The sequence below is a fragment of the Dermacoccus sp. PE3 genome, assembly GCF_001021715.1.
Lineage (GTDB): Bacteria > Actinomycetota > Actinomycetes > Actinomycetales > Dermatophilaceae > Dermacoccus > Dermacoccus abyssi.
Genome location: NZ_LDCM01000004.1, coordinates 145393 through 160203, shown reverse-complemented (window position 1 = coordinate 160203; position 14811 = coordinate 145393). Strand labels below are relative to the sequence as shown.

Annotated in this window: 15 protein-coding genes; 10 read left to right on the top strand and 5 right to left on the bottom strand. The window is 68.9% G+C overall.

The features are described from left to right. Positions 1 to 21: 21 nt before the first annotated feature. The 3 genes from AA983_RS11130 to AA983_RS11120 are packed head-to-tail and all read right to left on the bottom strand — an operon-like array spanning position 22 to position 4027. Positions 22 to 2415 (bottom strand): RNA degradosome polyphosphate kinase, encoded by a 2394-nt coding sequence (locus tag AA983_RS11130; protein WP_082128870.1) that lies wholly within the window; start codon positions 2413 to 2415, stop codon positions 22 to 24. A gap of 10 nt (positions 2416 to 2425) precedes the next feature. Next, a complete protein-coding gene (gene mshD, locus AA983_RS11125) occupies positions 2426 to 3328 on the bottom strand; it encodes a mycothiol synthase (RefSeq protein ID WP_047312346.1) in 903 nt (300 codons plus the stop codon). Positions 3329 to 3337: 9 nt separating this feature from the next. Beyond that, complete coding sequence (locus AA983_RS11120; protein ID WP_047312345.1) at positions 3338 to 4027, bottom strand: response regulator transcription factor; 690 nt, start codon at positions 4025 to 4027, stop codon at positions 3338 to 3340. Between the two features lie 52 nt (positions 4028 to 4079). On the opposite strand from AA983_RS11120, the gene AA983_RS11115 reads away from it, so the two are divergent. Then, the gene (locus AA983_RS11115) at positions 4080 to 4340 is read left to right on the top strand and encodes a MoaD/ThiS family protein (protein WP_047312344.1); all 261 of its coding nucleotides are present in this window, start codon (positions 4080 to 4082) and stop codon (positions 4338 to 4340) included. Between the two features lie 22 nt (positions 4341 to 4362). After that, positions 4363 to 5121, top strand: coding sequence for a hypothetical protein (locus AA983_RS11110; protein WP_047312343.1), 759 nt, complete (start codon positions 4363 to 4365; stop codon positions 5119 to 5121). A 60-nt stretch (positions 5122 to 5181) separates the two neighbouring features. Here the strand turns inward: AA983_RS11110 and AA983_RS11105 are convergent, their stop codons facing one another. Then, positions 5182 to 5679, bottom strand: a complete 498-nt coding sequence (locus AA983_RS11105; protein ID WP_047312342.1) for an FABP family protein — start codon at positions 5677 to 5679, stop codon at positions 5182 to 5184. 51 nt (positions 5680 to 5730) lie between these two features. Further along, positions 5731 to 6825 carry an LCP family protein gene (locus AA983_RS11100; RefSeq protein WP_082128869.1) on the bottom strand — a complete coding sequence of 365 codons (1095 nt, stop codon included), beginning with the start codon at positions 6823 to 6825 and terminating at the stop codon, positions 5731 to 5733. Between the two features lie 58 nt (positions 6826 to 6883). Here AA983_RS11100 and AA983_RS11095 point away from each other — a divergent pair, with 58 nt between their 5' ends. The 8 genes from AA983_RS11095 (at position 6884) to manA (ending at position 14810) form a co-directional block, all read left to right on the top strand. Further along, on the top strand, positions 6884 to 7963 hold the full coding sequence (locus AA983_RS11095) for a folate-binding protein YgfZ (RefSeq protein WP_047312592.1): 1080 nt from the start codon (positions 6884 to 6886) through the stop codon (positions 7961 to 7963). A gap of 341 nt (positions 7964 to 8304) precedes the next feature. Further along, positions 8305 to 9315: a DUF2382 domain-containing protein gene (locus tag AA983_RS11090; RefSeq protein WP_047312341.1), complete on the top strand. Its 1011-nt coding sequence runs from the start codon at positions 8305 to 8307 to the stop codon at positions 9313 to 9315. 140 nt (positions 9316 to 9455) lie between these two features. After that, a complete protein-coding gene (locus tag AA983_RS11085; RefSeq protein ID WP_047312340.1) occupies positions 9456 to 10484 on the top strand; it encodes an asparaginase in 1029 nt (342 codons plus the stop codon). After that, complete coding sequence (dtd, locus tag AA983_RS11080) at positions 10481 to 10921, top strand: D-aminoacyl-tRNA deacylase (RefSeq protein ID WP_047312339.1); 441 nt, start codon at positions 10481 to 10483, stop codon at positions 10919 to 10921. Before AA983_RS11085 ends, dtd begins: the two co-directional genes overlap by 4 nt. Further along, on the top strand, positions 10887 to 12404 hold the full coding sequence (locus tag AA983_RS11075; RefSeq protein ID WP_047312338.1) for a DHA2 family efflux MFS transporter permease subunit: 1518 nt from the start codon (positions 10887 to 10889) through the stop codon (positions 12402 to 12404). The genes dtd and AA983_RS11075 overlap by 35 nt, the downstream gene beginning before the upstream one ends. Before the next feature lie 54 nt (positions 12405 to 12458). Next, a complete protein-coding gene (locus AA983_RS11070) occupies positions 12459 to 12773 on the top strand; it encodes a DUF2516 family protein (protein WP_047312337.1) in 315 nt (104 codons plus the stop codon). Between the two features lie 6 nt (positions 12774 to 12779). Next, positions 12780 to 13577 (top strand): alpha/beta fold hydrolase, encoded by a 798-nt coding sequence (locus tag AA983_RS11065; RefSeq protein ID WP_047312336.1) that lies wholly within the window; start codon positions 12780 to 12782, stop codon positions 13575 to 13577. A gap of 54 nt (positions 13578 to 13631) precedes the next feature. Then, positions 13632 to 14810: a mannose-6-phosphate isomerase, class I gene (gene manA, locus AA983_RS11060; RefSeq protein ID WP_047312335.1), complete on the top strand. Its 1179-nt coding sequence runs from the start codon at positions 13632 to 13634 to the stop codon at positions 14808 to 14810. Position 14811: the final 1 nt, after the last annotated feature.

Below are 14811 nucleotides of genomic sequence, written 5' to 3'. Positions count from 1 at the left end.
TGCTGCTGCGGCGACCGTTGCTCACCGGCGACGGGCCTTGCGACGGCGCTTGGAGTAGGCCTCGATGAGGTCGGCTTGGTAGTCGTGCTTCGGCTCGCCGTCGGCGAGGAGATTCTCACGGTGCCAGCGGCCCTCGGCGTCGAGACGCCACGACGACGTCTCGTCGCTCATGCCGGCGGCGACGAGGTCCACGAGCGTTGAGACCTGGCGCTCGTCCGTGAGCCCGACGAGAGCCTCCACGCGCCGGTCGAGGTTGCGGTGCATCATGTCGGCGCTGCCGATGTAGACCGTCGGCTCCTTGCCCTCGATCTCGAAGATGAAGACGCGGCTGTGCTCGAGGAAGCGACCGAGAATCGAGCGGACCTCGATGTTCTCGCTGAGACCCGGCACACCGGGGCGCAGGGCGCAGATGCCGCGTACGAGCACGTTCACCTTCACGCCGGCCTGCGAGGCGCGGTAACAGGCGTCGATGATCTGCTCGTCCACGATCGAGTTCACCTTGATCGAGACGGTGGCCTTCTTGCCGGACTTGGCGGCCTCGATGCAAGCGTCGAGGCGTTCGAGCAGCCCGCTGCGAACCGAGCGCGGGGCGACGAGCAGGCGCTTGAACTTGGCACGCGGGGCCATGCCCGAGAGCTGGTTGAACAGGCGTCCGATGTCCTCGCCCACGTCCGGGTCGGTGGTGAGCAGGCCCAGGTCTTCGTACAGGCGCGCCGTCTTCGGGTTGTAGTTGCCGGTGCCGACGTGGCAGTAGCGGCGGATGCCGTCGCCCTCGTGACGCACGACGAGGCACAGCTTGGCGTGCGTCTTGAGCCCCACCATGCCGTAGACGACGTGGACGCCCGCGCGCTCGAGCTTGCGGGCCCAGGAGATGTTGTTCTCCTCGTCGAAGCGGGCCTTGATCTCGACGACGGCGAGCACCTGCTTGCCGGCCTGCGCGGCGTCGATGAGCGCCGTGATGATGGGGGAGTTTCCGCTCGTGCGGTAGAGCGTCTGCTTGATCGCGAGGACGTCCGGGTCGGCGGCGGCCTGCTCGACGAACGCCTGCACCGACGTCGAGAACGAGTCGTACGGGTGGTGCAGCAGGATGTCGCTGCTGCGCATCGCGCCGAGGATGTCGGGGGCTTCGGAGCGCTCGACGGGTGCGAGCAGCGGGTGCGTCTTCGGCAGGAAGCGCGGCCACTGCAGCTCGCTGCGGTCGAGATCAGCGATGTCGCCGAGGCCACGCAGGTCGAGCGGTTCGGGCAGGCGGAAGACCTCGTCGTCGCTCACGCCGAGTTCGCGGGTGAGCAGTTCGAGGACGTGGGCGTCCATGTCGTCGGCCACCTCGAGGCGCACAGCCGCACCGAAACGACGACGCGTCAGTTCCTTCTCGAGAGCCGTGAGGAGGTTCTCCGCGTCGTCCTCCTCCACCTCGAGGTCCTCGTTGCGGGTGACGCGGAAGGTGAAGTGCTCTCGCACCTCCATGCCGGGGAAGAGCACGTCGAGGTGCTCGGCGATGACGTCCTCGAGCGTGACGAAGCGGGCGTGGTAGAGCGCGTCCTCGTCCGGCCCTCCAGGCAGCTTCACCATGCGGGGCAGCAGCGGCGGCACCTTGACGCGGGCGAAGTGCTCGCGCTCCGTCTTCGGATCGATGAGCAGGACGGCCAGGTTGACCGACAGGCCCGAGATGTAGGGGAACGGGTGCGCCGGGTCGACGGCGAGCGGCGTGAGGACGGGGAAGACCTGCGACTCGAAGTAGCGGCGCAGGTACTCGCGGTCGGCTTCCGTCAGCTGTGTCGGCTTGAGCAGCTGGATGCCCTCGTCCTCGAGCGCCGGGCGCACCTGGCGCTGAAAGACGCCCGCGTGGAGATCCATGAGGTCGTGCGAGGCGCGGGTGAGGTCGTCGAGGAGCTCGCGCGGTTCGAGGCCGGAGGCCGAACGCACGGCGAGACCAGCAGCGATGCGGCGCTTGAGGCCGGCGACTCGCACCATGAAGAACTCGTCGAGGTTGCTCGAGAAGATCGACAGGAAGCGGGCGCGCTCGAGCAGCGGCACGTTCGGGTCGGTGGAGAGCTGCAGGACGCGCTCGTTGAACTGCAGCCACGACATCTCACGGTCGAGGAAGCGATCGCCCGGCAGGTCGTTCGGAGCCTTGTCGCGTTCGGCGTCAGGGCGGGGAGCGTTCTCGGCGGCCCGCGGGCGTGCGGCGGCGCGGGGCTTGAACCGGGCGACGGCAGCCGACGACGTGGTGTTCGGCGCGGGTGGCGCCACCTCGCCGGTGCCCGTTGCTGCATCCAGCGTGGCGTCGGCGCCGGCCGGAGTGGCGGTACGTGCACTTGCCGGCGTCTGCTTGCCGGAGCCGCTCTTGGCCGGCGTGCGCTTGCTCGCGGAGGCCTTCGGGGTGTTCTTCGAACCGGAGGTCGAGGCAGTCATGCCCCTATCGTTACAGGCTCTCGGCGCCGGTGTGAACGTAGAGGACGTCCTGAGCCGATTTGTGGAATCCGCGACGTGTGTAGGTGGCCTTGGCGGGCTCGTTGTCGCCCTCGACGTAGAGCTCGACCTCGTGGACGCCGAGCCCGGCGAGGTGGGCCAGCCCGAGGTTCGTCAGCGGTCCGGCGAGCCCGCGGCCCTGGTAGGCCGGTGCGACGGCGACGACGTACACCTCGCCCGTGTCGCTGCCGGGCTCACGCTTCGTCCAGTGCGACGCGGCCAGTTCGCCGCTCGGCTCGTGCCACACGAGAATGAGCCCTTCGCGCTCGAACCACTCCTCGGCCATACGCGCGCGCAGGTCGTCCATCGTCATACGGCCCTGCTCGGGGTGGTGGACGAAGGCCGCCGCGTTCACGTCGAGCCAGGCCCGGGCCTGGTCGTCACTGCCGTCGAAGGGACGGGCGACGAACCCCCCGGGGAGCTCGACGTCGAACGTCTCCTCGGGGCTGACCTCGCGGGTCATCTGCCACAGGTCGCGCACGCGTTCCAGACCGAGCGCCTCGGCCAGGGCGCGCGCACTCTCGAAGTCGCCGTGGGCCCACACGCCGTAACGCTCGACGTTCTCCCCTTCGGCAGCGAGCAGCGCCGTGGCGACGCCCCGGCGGCGATGCTCGGGGTGCGTCACGAGATCGCACGCGGCGCCGTCGCCCTCGGCGTCGACGAGGACGCCCACGATCGTTTCGTCGCTGTCGCCCTCGGCAACGCGCACCGCGCTGTCGCCGGCGCCACGCTGGATCGCCAGGCGCGACTCCTCGTTGAGCGCGCCGACACCGTCGACCGCCTCGGCGCTCGCGGCCAGGGCGAGGATCGCGGCGGAGTCGTCTGGAAGATCGGCGGGGCGTACGCGAAAGGTCATGCAACCACCCTAACGAGCGGCATCGGGGCGCCTCGGTTGCTCGACGAAGCGGTAGCCGACGTTACGCACGGTGCCGATGAGGGCGTCGTGTTCGGGGCCGAGCTTCGCGCGCAGGCGCCGCACGTGGACATCGACGGTGCGGGTGCCACCGAAGTAGTCGTAGCCCCACACCTCCTGCAGGAGCTGATCGCGCGTGAACACACGGCCGGGGTGGCCGGCGAGGTGTTTGAGCAACTCGAACTCCTTGTACGTGAGATCGAGCGTAGTGCCGCGGATGCGTGCCCAGTAGGCGTCCTCGTCGATGACGAGTTCACCCGCGGTGATGCGCGCCGTGCGCTCCTCGTCGGCGCCCGAGCGCGCGAGGGCGAGCCGGATGCGAGCGTCCACCTCGGCCGGCCCGGCGGTGTCGACGAGAACGTCGCTGACGGCCCACTGCGTGGTCAGCGCCACGAGGCCGCCCTCGGTGAACACGCCGATGACGGGCAGATCGGGCAGCAGCTTCTCGAGCGACGTGGAGACGCCCCGCATGGCGACCAGATCGGAGCGCGCGTCGAGCAGGACGAGGTCGGTGTCGGTGCGGGTGGCAACCGCCGAAGCCTCCGGGGCGATGACGCGAACCCGGTGGGCGAGCGCCCCCAACGCGGGCAGAACCTCGACGCTCGCACCGCGTGCGATCGTCAGCAGGAGGAGGTGCGCCACGCGTCAAGACTACGGTTGGTGCAGGTAAGCCACCGAAAGGAAGGGCCGAAGCGTGGACACGACGAGCGTCCGAGTTCGCTACTGGGCCGGCGCCGAAGCGGCCGCCGGTGTGCAGACCGAAGACCTCGACGTCTCGGGTGCGAACCCTGTCACCGTGGGACACGTGCGCCGCGCGGCGCTCGCAGCGCACCCGACGATGGGTGACGTCCTGGCGCGCTGCAGCGCCCTGGCCGACGGTCGGCGTCTCGACGACGACGCCGTGGTGGCCGAGGGCGTCACGGTGGAACTTCTCCCGCCGTTCGCCGGGGGATGAGCGAGGGTGGAAGGATGGGCGCGTGAGCGTACTGACAGCCCCCACGCCGTCGCTGCGCGCCTCGGGCGCCCTGGCCGGTGTCCTCGCCGGCGGCGCGGTTGCGGTCTCGAGCGCCCTGCCCGTCGGAGGGGTCGCCTTCGTCAGCCTCGCGCTCGGTCTCGTGCTCGCTTGGGGCTGGCCCCGGTTGGTCAATCTGCCGAGCCCTCGCGGTACGAGTACCGTCCTCGCCCTCACGGCCGTGGCCCTCACGGCGACGATGGTGGCCGGCGACGCAGGTGATCGAACCCGCTGGGCCGGCGCGGTCGTCTCGCTCGGACTCATCGCGAGTTTCCTGCACCAGCTCATGCGCCAGGACGGGCGTCCGCGCCTCGTGATGTCACTCGCCGGCACCGCCCTCGGGCTCGGTGTACTCGGCGCCGGTTCCTACCTCGTGCCGGCCGCTGACGACGTGACCTCGCACCGCCTGCTCGTGAGCGTCGGCGTCGCGGCGGCGCTCGGTTGCCTCATCGACGGCATTGCCGGGGCGACGTCCCGACGCCTGGAGATGGGGATGGGCCAGACGATTCTCGGTGGCCTCGTGGGTGCCGTGGGTGCCGTTGCGGGCCTCGACCCGGTGGTCGCGATCGCGGCGGGTGCCCTCACGGGTCTTCTGTCGTGGGCCTGCCTTCGCACGACCGTCACGATCGCGACGTCGGCGCATCGGCGCGCACAGCTGGCCGCAGGCAGTGCCTGCGTGCTCGTGTGCGGATTCCTGCCGGTGGCTCTCGCCCAACTCGTCTGACGGCTCGCGCCAGAACCGCAGCGCGGCGAAATCTGCCGCGCACAGCTTGGGATCAGACGCTCACTCGACGCGCTTGAGCTCCGCCGAGGCGTAGCTCTGCAGCGGGTTGCCCCCCTGGGCGATGTCGTAGGCCCACATGAGGTTGCTGTTGACGTAGCCGAGCAGACGAGCGCCGGCGCTGTACTCCGGCGCCTGCGGCGAGCGGATGACGCCGTCGGTGCGCAGTTCGATCTTCGCGGGCGACGTGGTGCCGTAGTACATCTCGACGATGCCGGAGGGATGGGTCACCATGAACTCCACCTCGTTGTTCGCCAGCGGCCGCCAGTAGCCGAACTCGGTGTCGATCGGTTCGACCTTGTTGCCCTCGTCGTCGAGCTTCCACATCTTCGAGTGCCACTCGAGGAAGGGGCGGTCGTCGTGGCTGACGACGACCTCCTGGCCGAAGTTGGCCGACTCCAGGCCGGGGTAACCGATGACTCCGGCACCTTCCCAGCGGCCGATGAGCCAGGCGAGGGGTGCGAGGTCCTTGGGCATGTTCACATCAAGTTCGAAGGGCACGCGACCAGGCTAGCCGGTCGCGTGCCCTTTCTCGAAGGTGCTCGGGGAGCGTCAGCCGCCCTTGCGGCCGTTCGGGACGCCCGTCATGTCGTCCTTGCGCAGACCGTCGCTCAGCTTCTTCAGAGCGGGTTCGTCGACGTAGTCGACGGAGCCGGCGCCCGGCTCGTTGCCGAAGCCGGTGATGGGCGCGGTGTAGAAGGTGATGTTCTCCTGCTTGAGGCCCCGCAGGCTGTAGGCCAACGACGTCATGTAGTTCGTCGTGAAGTCCTTGTCGACCGCGAGGTTGTTCGAGATGTCCTTGGTGATGTTCGTGATCGTCATCGGGTTGGACAGGACGCCGCGTGACTTCGCCTTCTGGAAAATCGCGAAGATCCACGCCTGCTGGTTCTTGCCGCGGTCGATGTCGCCCTGCGCGAGCTGCTTGCGCTCCTGGACGTAGCGGCGCGCCTGGAGGCCCGTGAAGTGGTTCATGCCCTGCTCCCACTTGCCGTCCTTGCCGAGGTCGACCGGCTGTTGGACGTACATGTCGACGCCGCCCATGTGGTCCGTGAGCTTCTCGAAGCCGGAGAACCCGATCTGTGCGACGTGGTCGATGCGCACGTTCGTGGCCTTCTCTATCGTCTGCACGAGCAGCGTCGGGCCACCGTAGGCGTAGGCGGCGTTGATCTTGTTCTTGCCGTGCCCCGGGATGTCGACGTACATGTCACGCGGGAAGTGCACGACCTCGATCTTCTTGCGGTCGTTGCTGATGTGCACGAGCTGGATGACGTCGCTTCGGCTGCCGTCGCGAAGGTTCGTGTCGCGGCTGTCCGAGCCGAGCAGGAGGATGTTCTGTGAGTCGCCTGCCGCGTCGTCGCGCTTCACGGTGCTCGAGGGGAGTAGGTCCTCGCGTGAGATGTCCTTGTCGAGGATGTACTTGAGGTACAGCAGGAAGCCGCCCACGGCAAGGATGACGACGAGGAGCATGGCGAGCAGGATGTAGAGCAGCGTACGTAGCTTGCCGCGCTTCTTGCGACCGGCAGCCTGCGCGCCCGCGCGCCTTTCGGTGTGGTCGGAGGAGGCAGCATCCGAGGAGCGAGTGCTTCGCTCCTCGGCGGGCTCGTCGTCCATGGCGTGACGGGGCGTATGTGGCGGCTGCTCGGACATGGTTCAAGCATAGGCGGGGCGCCCGGGGGATTTCGTGTGCTGGCGTACCGTGGCGGGTGTGAACGAGGACGTACGCAACGAGACCCCGAACGAGTCGACCTCAGGGCCGGCGTCGCCCGCTCTCACCTGGCCGGGAGCGGTCGCGGCGGACGGCGTCTGGTCGAACGTGGCAGCCCACTACGGCGACCCACTGCGCGAGCAGAAGATGCTCGAGGACGGTGTCGGTGCCGTCGACCTCTCGTCGCGGGGTGTCGTTCGGGTGAGCGGACCAGACCGCCTCAACTGGTTGCACTCCATGACGACGCAGCACCTGGCGAACCTCGCGCCGTTCACCTCGACGCAGGCTCTCGTGCTCGGGCCCAAGGGGCACGTCGAGTACGACCTGCACGTCGTCGACGACGGAGAACGCACTTGGCTCACGACCGACCCCGGCAAGGCCGCGGGTCTCGCCGAGTTCCTCGAGCGGATGCGGTTCATGTTGCGGGTCGAGGTCGAGGACCTCACGGATTCCTACGCCGTCATCGGTGAACCGACCGCAGCGCCGTCCACCCCCGAGGAGTTGCGTGAGCGCGGTGTCATCGCCTGGGTCGACCCGTGGCCGCGGATGGGGGAGGACTCTGCCGACTACTCGGGCGGTGTCGAGCACCCGGGCGCCGACTGGGCCTGGCGGGAGCTCGTCGTCCCGCGGGAACGCTTTGTCGAGGAGTTCGGCGACCGCGCCCCGGTGGGCCTGTGGGCGCTCGAGGCGCTGCGCGTCAATGCGTGGCACCCGGACGGCTTGGCGGAGGTCGACCACCGCACCATCCCGCACGAACTCGATCTCCTGCGCACGGCGGTTCATCTGCACAAGGGGTGCTACCGAGGTCAGGAGACCATCGCGCGCGTCCACAACCTCGGCCGTCCGCCGCGTCGACTGGCCTTCGTCCACCTCGACGGAAGTGGGCACACTCTGCCCGACGTGGGGGCCGACGTCACGGTGGCCGGAACGGAACGGCCCGTCGGGCGCCTGACGTCGGTGGCTCGTCACCACGTCGACGGCCCCATCGGTCTCGTCGTGCTCAAGCGATCGACGCCGGTCGATGCGGAACTGTACGTCGGAGGGGTGGCTGCGGCTCAGACGCCGATCGTCCAGCCGTGACACGCCCGGGCTGTCCGCCCGCGACGCATTATGTGACATAAATCACATCTGTTGTCGCGGTGCGGCCCCCTTGGACTCCGTCGGATGGCCTGACCACCTTTGGGGATGAGTTGCACCACCCCTAAACCTGGCCGCGTCCGTTCCCGAGGGTGAATCGGTGGGTGGTCTTCGACGCCCCGCTCAAGCTGAGGTTGCATGCGTTCTCGCACCCCTAGCGACGGAGCCTGGTGACAGGGGCCACCAAAAGTGGTTGCGTGGTGAGCAAGACGCACGGCCGGTGAACTCCGGTTCGTTCTAGGACGATCCGGCGCGTGCACACCTTCATCGATAGGAGATTGCACATGCTTTCCGTTGACGATGTTCTGGCAGCCCGTTCCGGCAAGGCCTACGACAGCGACGGCGACAAGGTCGGCTCCGTGGGCGAGGTTTACCTCGACGACCAGACCGGTCAGCCGGCCTGGGTGACGGTCAACACCGGCCTGTTCGGCACCTCCGAATCCTTCGTTCCGCTCGAGGGCGCCCGGGTTGAGGGCGATGACCTCCACCTGCCGTACTCGAAGGCCAAGATCAAGGACGCTCCGCGTCAGGACGCCGACAAGCACCTCGACGTCGAGCAGGAAGAGGCGCTTTACCACTACTACGGCCTCGGCAACGGCGCCGGTGACCGCCGCGACTTCGACGGCGACCGCGACCGTCGTGACTTCGACGGTGACCGTGACCGCGACGCCGCCGTCGGTGGCGCTGCGGGTACCGCTGGTGCTGCAGGCGTGGCAGGCGCTGCCGGCCGCGACCGTGACTTCGACGGCGACCGCCGTGACGTCACCGCGGACCGTGACCGCGACGGCCACACGGTCGACGACAAGGCGCGCGACATCGCGGACAACCGTGACGGCGAAGGCGTCGTGCGCCACGAGGAGCGTGTCAACGTCGGCACCGAGCGTCGCGAGAGCGGCAAGGCCCGCCTGCGCAAGTACGTCGTCACCGACCAGCAGCAGGTCGACGTGCCGGTCAGCCGCGAAGAGGTCAACGTCACGCGCGAGCCGATGAACGAGCGTGCGTCGAACGTCACCCTTGGCGAGCAGACCGAGACGGTCACGCTCCACGAGGAGCGCCCGGTCGTCGACAAGGAGACCGTCGCAGTCGAGCGCGTCGGCCTCGATGTCGACGAGGTTCGTGACACCGAGCGTGTGCAGACCGAGGTTGCCCACGAGGAGGTCGAGGTCGACACCGACGGCACGCGTGGTCGCACGGGCGACCGTGACGTCGACGACGCGCGCGGTCGCACCGCTGACCGTGACGGTGACGGCCACACGATCGACGACAAGGCTCGTGACTTCAAGAACAAGCACTGACGTTCACGAACGTCTCGGGCGGCATCGTGACGCAGCATTGATGCCGTGAGGCCGCAGGCCCCGTACCGCTTCGGCGGTGCGGGGCCTGCGTCGTCTCCGCCGGGCTGCCGGTTGTCGGTGTCCGCCCCTAGGCTGGAGGTGTGAACCCTCTTGATGCGCAGACCGTCTCCGCCGCCCTCGCCTCGGCGCCCGTGCTCGCACGGGTCGACCGGTCGGGCTTCGTCGAATCCGTGCACCACGGCCTCGTCACCGTCACGGGTTCTGACGGGGGCGTCGAAGCGGCGTGGGGACCGAGCGACGCGGTGATTTTTCCGCGCTCCTCGAACAAGCCGTTGCAGGCGCTCGCGATGGTGCGCGCCGGGCTCGACCTACCCGACGAATTTCTCGCCCTCGTGTGTTCGAGCCACTCCGGTGAGCAGTTCCACATCGACGGTGTGCGCGCGATCCTGGAGCGTCACGGCCTGAGCGAGGCCGACCTGCAGAACACCCCTGACCTGCCCTACGACGACGTCGACCGCAAGCGGTGGACCCGAGAGGGGCAGGAGCCCGTCCCGATCGCCCAGAACTGTTCGGGCAAGCACGCGGGCATGCTCGCGACGTGCACGATCAACGGCTGGGACACGACGACGTACCGCGATCCCAACCACCCGGTTCAGCAGCTCATGGCCGAGACCCTCGCCGAGATCGCCGATGACGAGGTGGCAGCCATGGGTGTCGACGGGTGCGGCGCCCCGGTGATGTCGCTGTCGATGGCGGGCCTGGCGCGGGCCTTCGGTCGTCTCGCAGCAGCTCCCGAGGGCACGCACGAGTGGCGGGTTGCTCGAGCCATCCGCAACGCTCCGGCCTTCCTCGGCGGCTCGCGACGTGACGTGTCCACCCTCGTCGCCGGCGTGCCCGGGCTCATCGCCAAGGACGGCGCGGAGGCCTGCTATGCCATCGGCCTGCCCAACGGTCGTGGGGTCGCAGTGAAGATCGCCGACGGCGCTCAGCGCGCCCGGCCCGTCGTGGCGGCGGCGGTTCTTCGTCGCATGGGCATCGATTCGCCTGCGCTCGACGAGTTGGCCAAGGCCGACATCCTCGGTCACGGCAAGCGCGTCGGCGGCGTCACCGAAGCCTTGGGCGAGCCGACGACCGGTCGCCTCTTGGTGCCCGGAGCGGGCGCCGAATGAGGGCCGTGGTTCAGCGCGCCCTCGAGGCGTCGGTGACGGTCGGCGGTGAGGTCGTCGGAGCACTGCCCGGGCCCGGTCTCGTGGCCCTCGTCGGAGTCACCCACGACGACGGTGACGCTCAGGTCGAGGCCATGGCGCGCAAGATCGCCGGGCTGCGCATCATGCCGGGCGAGGCCTCCGTGAGCGACCTCACAGAGCGCGGCGCGAGCACCGGCGTGCTCGTCGTCAGCCAGTTCACGCTGTACGGTGACGTGCGCAAAGGGCGACGACCGTCGTGGGGCCAGGCGGCCCCGGGTGACGTCGCCGAACCACTCGTTGATGCTCTCGCCGACGCTCTCGTCGCTTCGGGAATCGCGGTGGAAACCGGGCGTTTCGGCGCCGATATGAAGGTGGCACTGACCAATGACGGACCTTTCACGGTCATCATCGACGTCTGAGACGACGCCCGCGGCCCCGCGACGCGAGAACACGACCCTCGACAACCCCTGGCCGGCCCTGTGGGCCCTGTGCCTGGGGTTCTTCATGATCCTGCTCGACACGACGATCGTCGCCGTGGGTACGCCGGCCATCATGAACGGTCTGCACGCCGATCTCGGTGCGGTGGTCTGGGTGACGAGCGCGTACCTGCTCGCCTACGCGGTGCCACTGCTCGTCTCGGGGCGTCTCGGTGACCGGTACGGGCCGAAGAACGTCTATCTCGTGGGCCTCGCGGTGTTCACGCTCGCCTCGTTGTGGTGTGGCCTCACCGGGTCCATCGAGGGGCTCATCGCGGCCCGCGTTCTGCAGGGCCTCGGCGCTGCGGCCATGTCCCCTCAGACGATGGCCGTCATCACGCGCATCTTCCCCGGTGAGACCCGCGGTACGGCGATGGGTCTGTGGGGCTCGGTGGCCGGTGTCGCGACGCTCGTCGGCCCCATCCTCGGCGGTGTGCTCATCGACCACGTCGGCTGGGAGTGGATCTTCTTCATCAACATTCCGGTCGGCATCATCGCCTTCGTGATGGCACTCAAGCTCGTGCCGAGATTGCCGGTCCACACGCACACGTTCGACTGGATCGGCGTGCTGCTTTCCGGCATCGGCATGTTCCTGCTCGTTTTCGGCCTGCAGGAGGGCAACCGCTACGACTGGGGCACGATCACGGGTGTCATCTCGGTGCCGCTGCTCATCGTGGCGGGTATCGCCGTCCTCGTCGCCTTCGTCGTGTGGCAGCGCCTCACACGTGCGGAGCCGCTCATTCCGCTCGTGCTCTTCACGTTCCGCAACTTCTCGCTCGCCAACGTCGCGATCTTCGGCGTGGGCCTCGCCATCACGGCGATGAACTTCCCGATCATGGTGTGGGCCCAGAGCGTACGCGGCTGGACGCCGACTCAGGCGGCCCTCCTCATGGCTCCGACGGCGGTGCTGACGCTCGGGCTGGCGCCTGTTGCTGGTCGCCTCGTCAACCAAATGCACCCGCGCCTCATCGCGGGCTTCGGGCTCACGTGCTTCGCGGTGGGCATCGTCTGGTACGGCCTCGCTCTCCACTCCGACACCCCGTGGTGGCAGCTTGTCGCCCCCGCCCTCGTGCTCGGTCTGGCCAACGCCTTCATGTGGGCGCCGATCTCCGTGACGGCCACGCGGACCCTCCCGCCCGCGCGAGCGGGTGCGGGCTCCGGAGTCTTCAACGCGACGCGCCAGCTCGGTGCGGTGCTCGGTTCGGCCGCCATTGCAGCCCTCATGGAATCGCGACTGGCGTCCCACCTCGGGGGCTACTCGATGCCCGCGGGTGAAGCGGGGGCCAGCGCTCGCGTCCCCGCCGTGGCAGCGGAGTCCTTCTCCCGTGCGATGGGCGAGTCGCTCTACCTTCCCGCGGCCGTCGTCGCGGTCGGTGTCGTGGCCGTCCTGTTCTTCGTCAACCCGCACCAGGCAGAGCGCCGCTGACCTCGCGGTGGGCGCCCTCAGCGGGTTGTCGGAGAGCGCCTCTACAGTGAGGGCATGGATTTCCTGTTCGAGCTCCAGATGGGCGCGATGCTCATCCTCAGCGTCATCCTGTTGGGCGTCGAGGTCTGGGCCTTCGTCGAGGCGTTGCGCGGGCGAGCCGACCTCTTCCAGGCGCACGGCAAGCTGACGAAGCCCGCGTGGGTCGCCATCACCGGTGTCGCCGCGCTGCTCGGCTTCATCTCACTCGGGCGTCCGGTCAGTCTGCTCGGCATCATCGGCGTCGTCGCCGCGGGCGTTTTCCTGGCCGACGTCCGCCCGCTCGTGCGGCCCGGCAAGGGCAACTCGAGCGGCCCCTACGGGCCGTGGTGACCAGCTGTGGCAGCTGAGTTCATCGACGGCCCGTCGGGGCCTCTCGAGGTCGTCAGGGCAGGGCGAGGCGAACCCGTCACCGTGTTCGCGCACGGTATGGGAGCCTCGATTCCCTCGACGCGTCCCTACGCGTCGGGCGTCGACGGCACGCGCGTCTTCTTCCACTTTCGCTCGCACGGTCGCTCGGCGCCCGCGTTCGACGGCTGGGACTACGACCACACGGCTGACGAGCTGCTCGCCGTCGCCGACGCCTACGGAGCCACGCGCGCGCTGGGCGTCTCGATGGGTGCCGGGTCGATCCTGCGCATCCTGCAACGTGACCCGAGCCGGTTCGAGCGCGTCGTCCTCGTCATTCCGGCCGTCATCGACTCACCTCGCAACAGCGAGGGGCTCGAACGGTACAGCGCCATGGCCGAGGCGTCGGCGCGCGGTGACGCCGGCCCGATTCGCGCTCAACTCGAAGCCGAGCTACCCGAGGCCGTGCGCGGCGACGACGCGGCGCGGGCATGGGTCGAGCAGCAGACTGAGGTCTTCCTCGGCCCCGGGATGGCTGAGGCGCTGCGCGACCTGCCCCACGCCGTGCCGGTACCCGATGTCGAGCGCTTGCGCGATCTCACGCTCCCCGTACTCGTGCTCGCGCAGGAGGGCGACACCGTGCATCCCGTCTCGTCGGCGGAGCGCCTCGTGGAGTATCTGCCGAACGCCCGGCTCGAGGTGTTCGACGAGAACGGGCTGCTGTGGGGCCACCGCAGTCGCGTGCGCCAGGTCGTCGGCGCATTCCTTTCTGAGGACCATCAGAACTAGACTCGGTTCCGAGTTGCCCGACCGGGTGGCCGGGAAGAAGGTCGAGGAAGAGCGTTGCACCGCATCCAACCCGTGATCAAGGACTACGCCTGGGGCTCGCACGTCGCCCTGGCGCAGCTTGCCGGGCGCGAACAGCCGAGTGCCACGCCCGAGGCTGAGCTCTGGGTCGGCGCCCACGAAGCCGGCCCGGCCCGTGTCGACCTCGGCGACGGGCACTTCTGCGGTCTCGACGAACACATCGCCGGAGACGACGAACGCCACCTCGGCACAGGGTCGCTCGACGCCTTCGGTCGACGTCTGCCGTTCCTGCTCAAGATCCTCGCCGCCGACAGGGCGCTTTCCATCCAGGCACATCCCGACGCAGCGCGGGCGGCGTCGGCCCCCGAGGGTGTCTACGGTGACTCCTGGGCCAAACCGGAGGCGTGGGTACCGCTCACCGAGTGCGAAGCCTTCGCCGGGTCGTTGCCGTTCGACGAAGCGAGCGCGCTCCTTGTCGGCCTCGACGTGCCCGCGCTCACCGATCTCGTGGATCAGGCGAGGGGCGCGGCTGATCCGGCGCACGCGTTGTTGGAGGCCCTGCTCCACGTTCCTGCCGATGACCGGGCCGAGTTCGTGGCTGCTGTCGTGGCCGCCGTCCGGGCGCTCGTCGACGCAGGTTCGGCCGACGAAGCGACCGCGCGGGCACTGAGCACCGTGCTCGACGTGCACGAGCAGTTCCCAGGTGACGTGGGCGTCGTTGTTCTGCTCACGATGCGCCACCTCGTCATGACGCCCGGGCGCAGTTACTTCATCGGAGCGGGGGTTCTCCACTCGTTCGTGCACGGTACGACGATCGAGGTGCTGGCCAACTCCGACAACGTCGTGCGCGGTGGGCTCACGCCCAAGGAGACGAACGTCGAGGAACTGCTCACGATCGTCGATGTCAGGACGCCGGTCGAAGCCCAGGAGCCGCGGCGCCTGGGAGACGGAGATGGGTCGACGCTGCATCACCCCACAGCAGCGCCCCACTTCGAGCTGTTCGAGGTACGGCCGAACGAAACACCGACGGCGCTGCCGATCGGCGGCGCTCCCGCCGTCATGCTCGCGCTCGACGCACCGGTCACGGTGCGCTGCGGTGACGAAGCCATCCGTCTGGAGCGTCTCGAATGTGTGTGGTCGTCGGCCTCGGACCCGGACGCCGTCGTCACCGGCGTACCCGGCTCGCGGCTGTTCGTCGCGAGCGTCGACATCTGAC

Excerpts from the sequence above, each read along its gene's own strand:
- AA983_RS11100 (WP_082128869.1), bottom strand. The coding sequence starts at position 6,825 with ATGTCCGAGCAGCCGCCACATACGCCCCGTCACGCCATGGACGACGAG.
- AA983_RS11075 (WP_047312338.1), top strand. The coding sequence starts at position 10,887 with ATGACGGACCTTTCACGGTCATCATCGACGTCTGAGACGACGCCCGCG.
- AA983_RS11090 (WP_047312341.1), top strand. The coding sequence starts at position 8,305 with ATGCTTTCCGTTGACGATGTTCTGGCAGCCCGTTCCGGCAAGGCCTAC.
- dtd (WP_047312339.1), top strand. The coding sequence starts at position 10,481 with ATGAGGGCCGTGGTTCAGCGCGCCCTCGAGGCGTCGGTGACGGTCGGC.
- AA983_RS11130 (WP_082128870.1), bottom strand. The coding sequence starts at position 2,415 with ATGACTGCCTCGACCTCCGGTTCGAAGAACACCCCGAAGGCCTCCGCG.
- AA983_RS11070 (WP_047312337.1), top strand. The coding sequence starts at position 12,459 with ATGGATTTCCTGTTCGAGCTCCAGATGGGCGCGATGCTCATCCTCAGC.
- mshD (WP_047312346.1), bottom strand. The coding sequence starts at position 3,328 with ATGACCTTTCGCGTACGCCCCGCCGATCTTCCAGACGACTCCGCCGCG.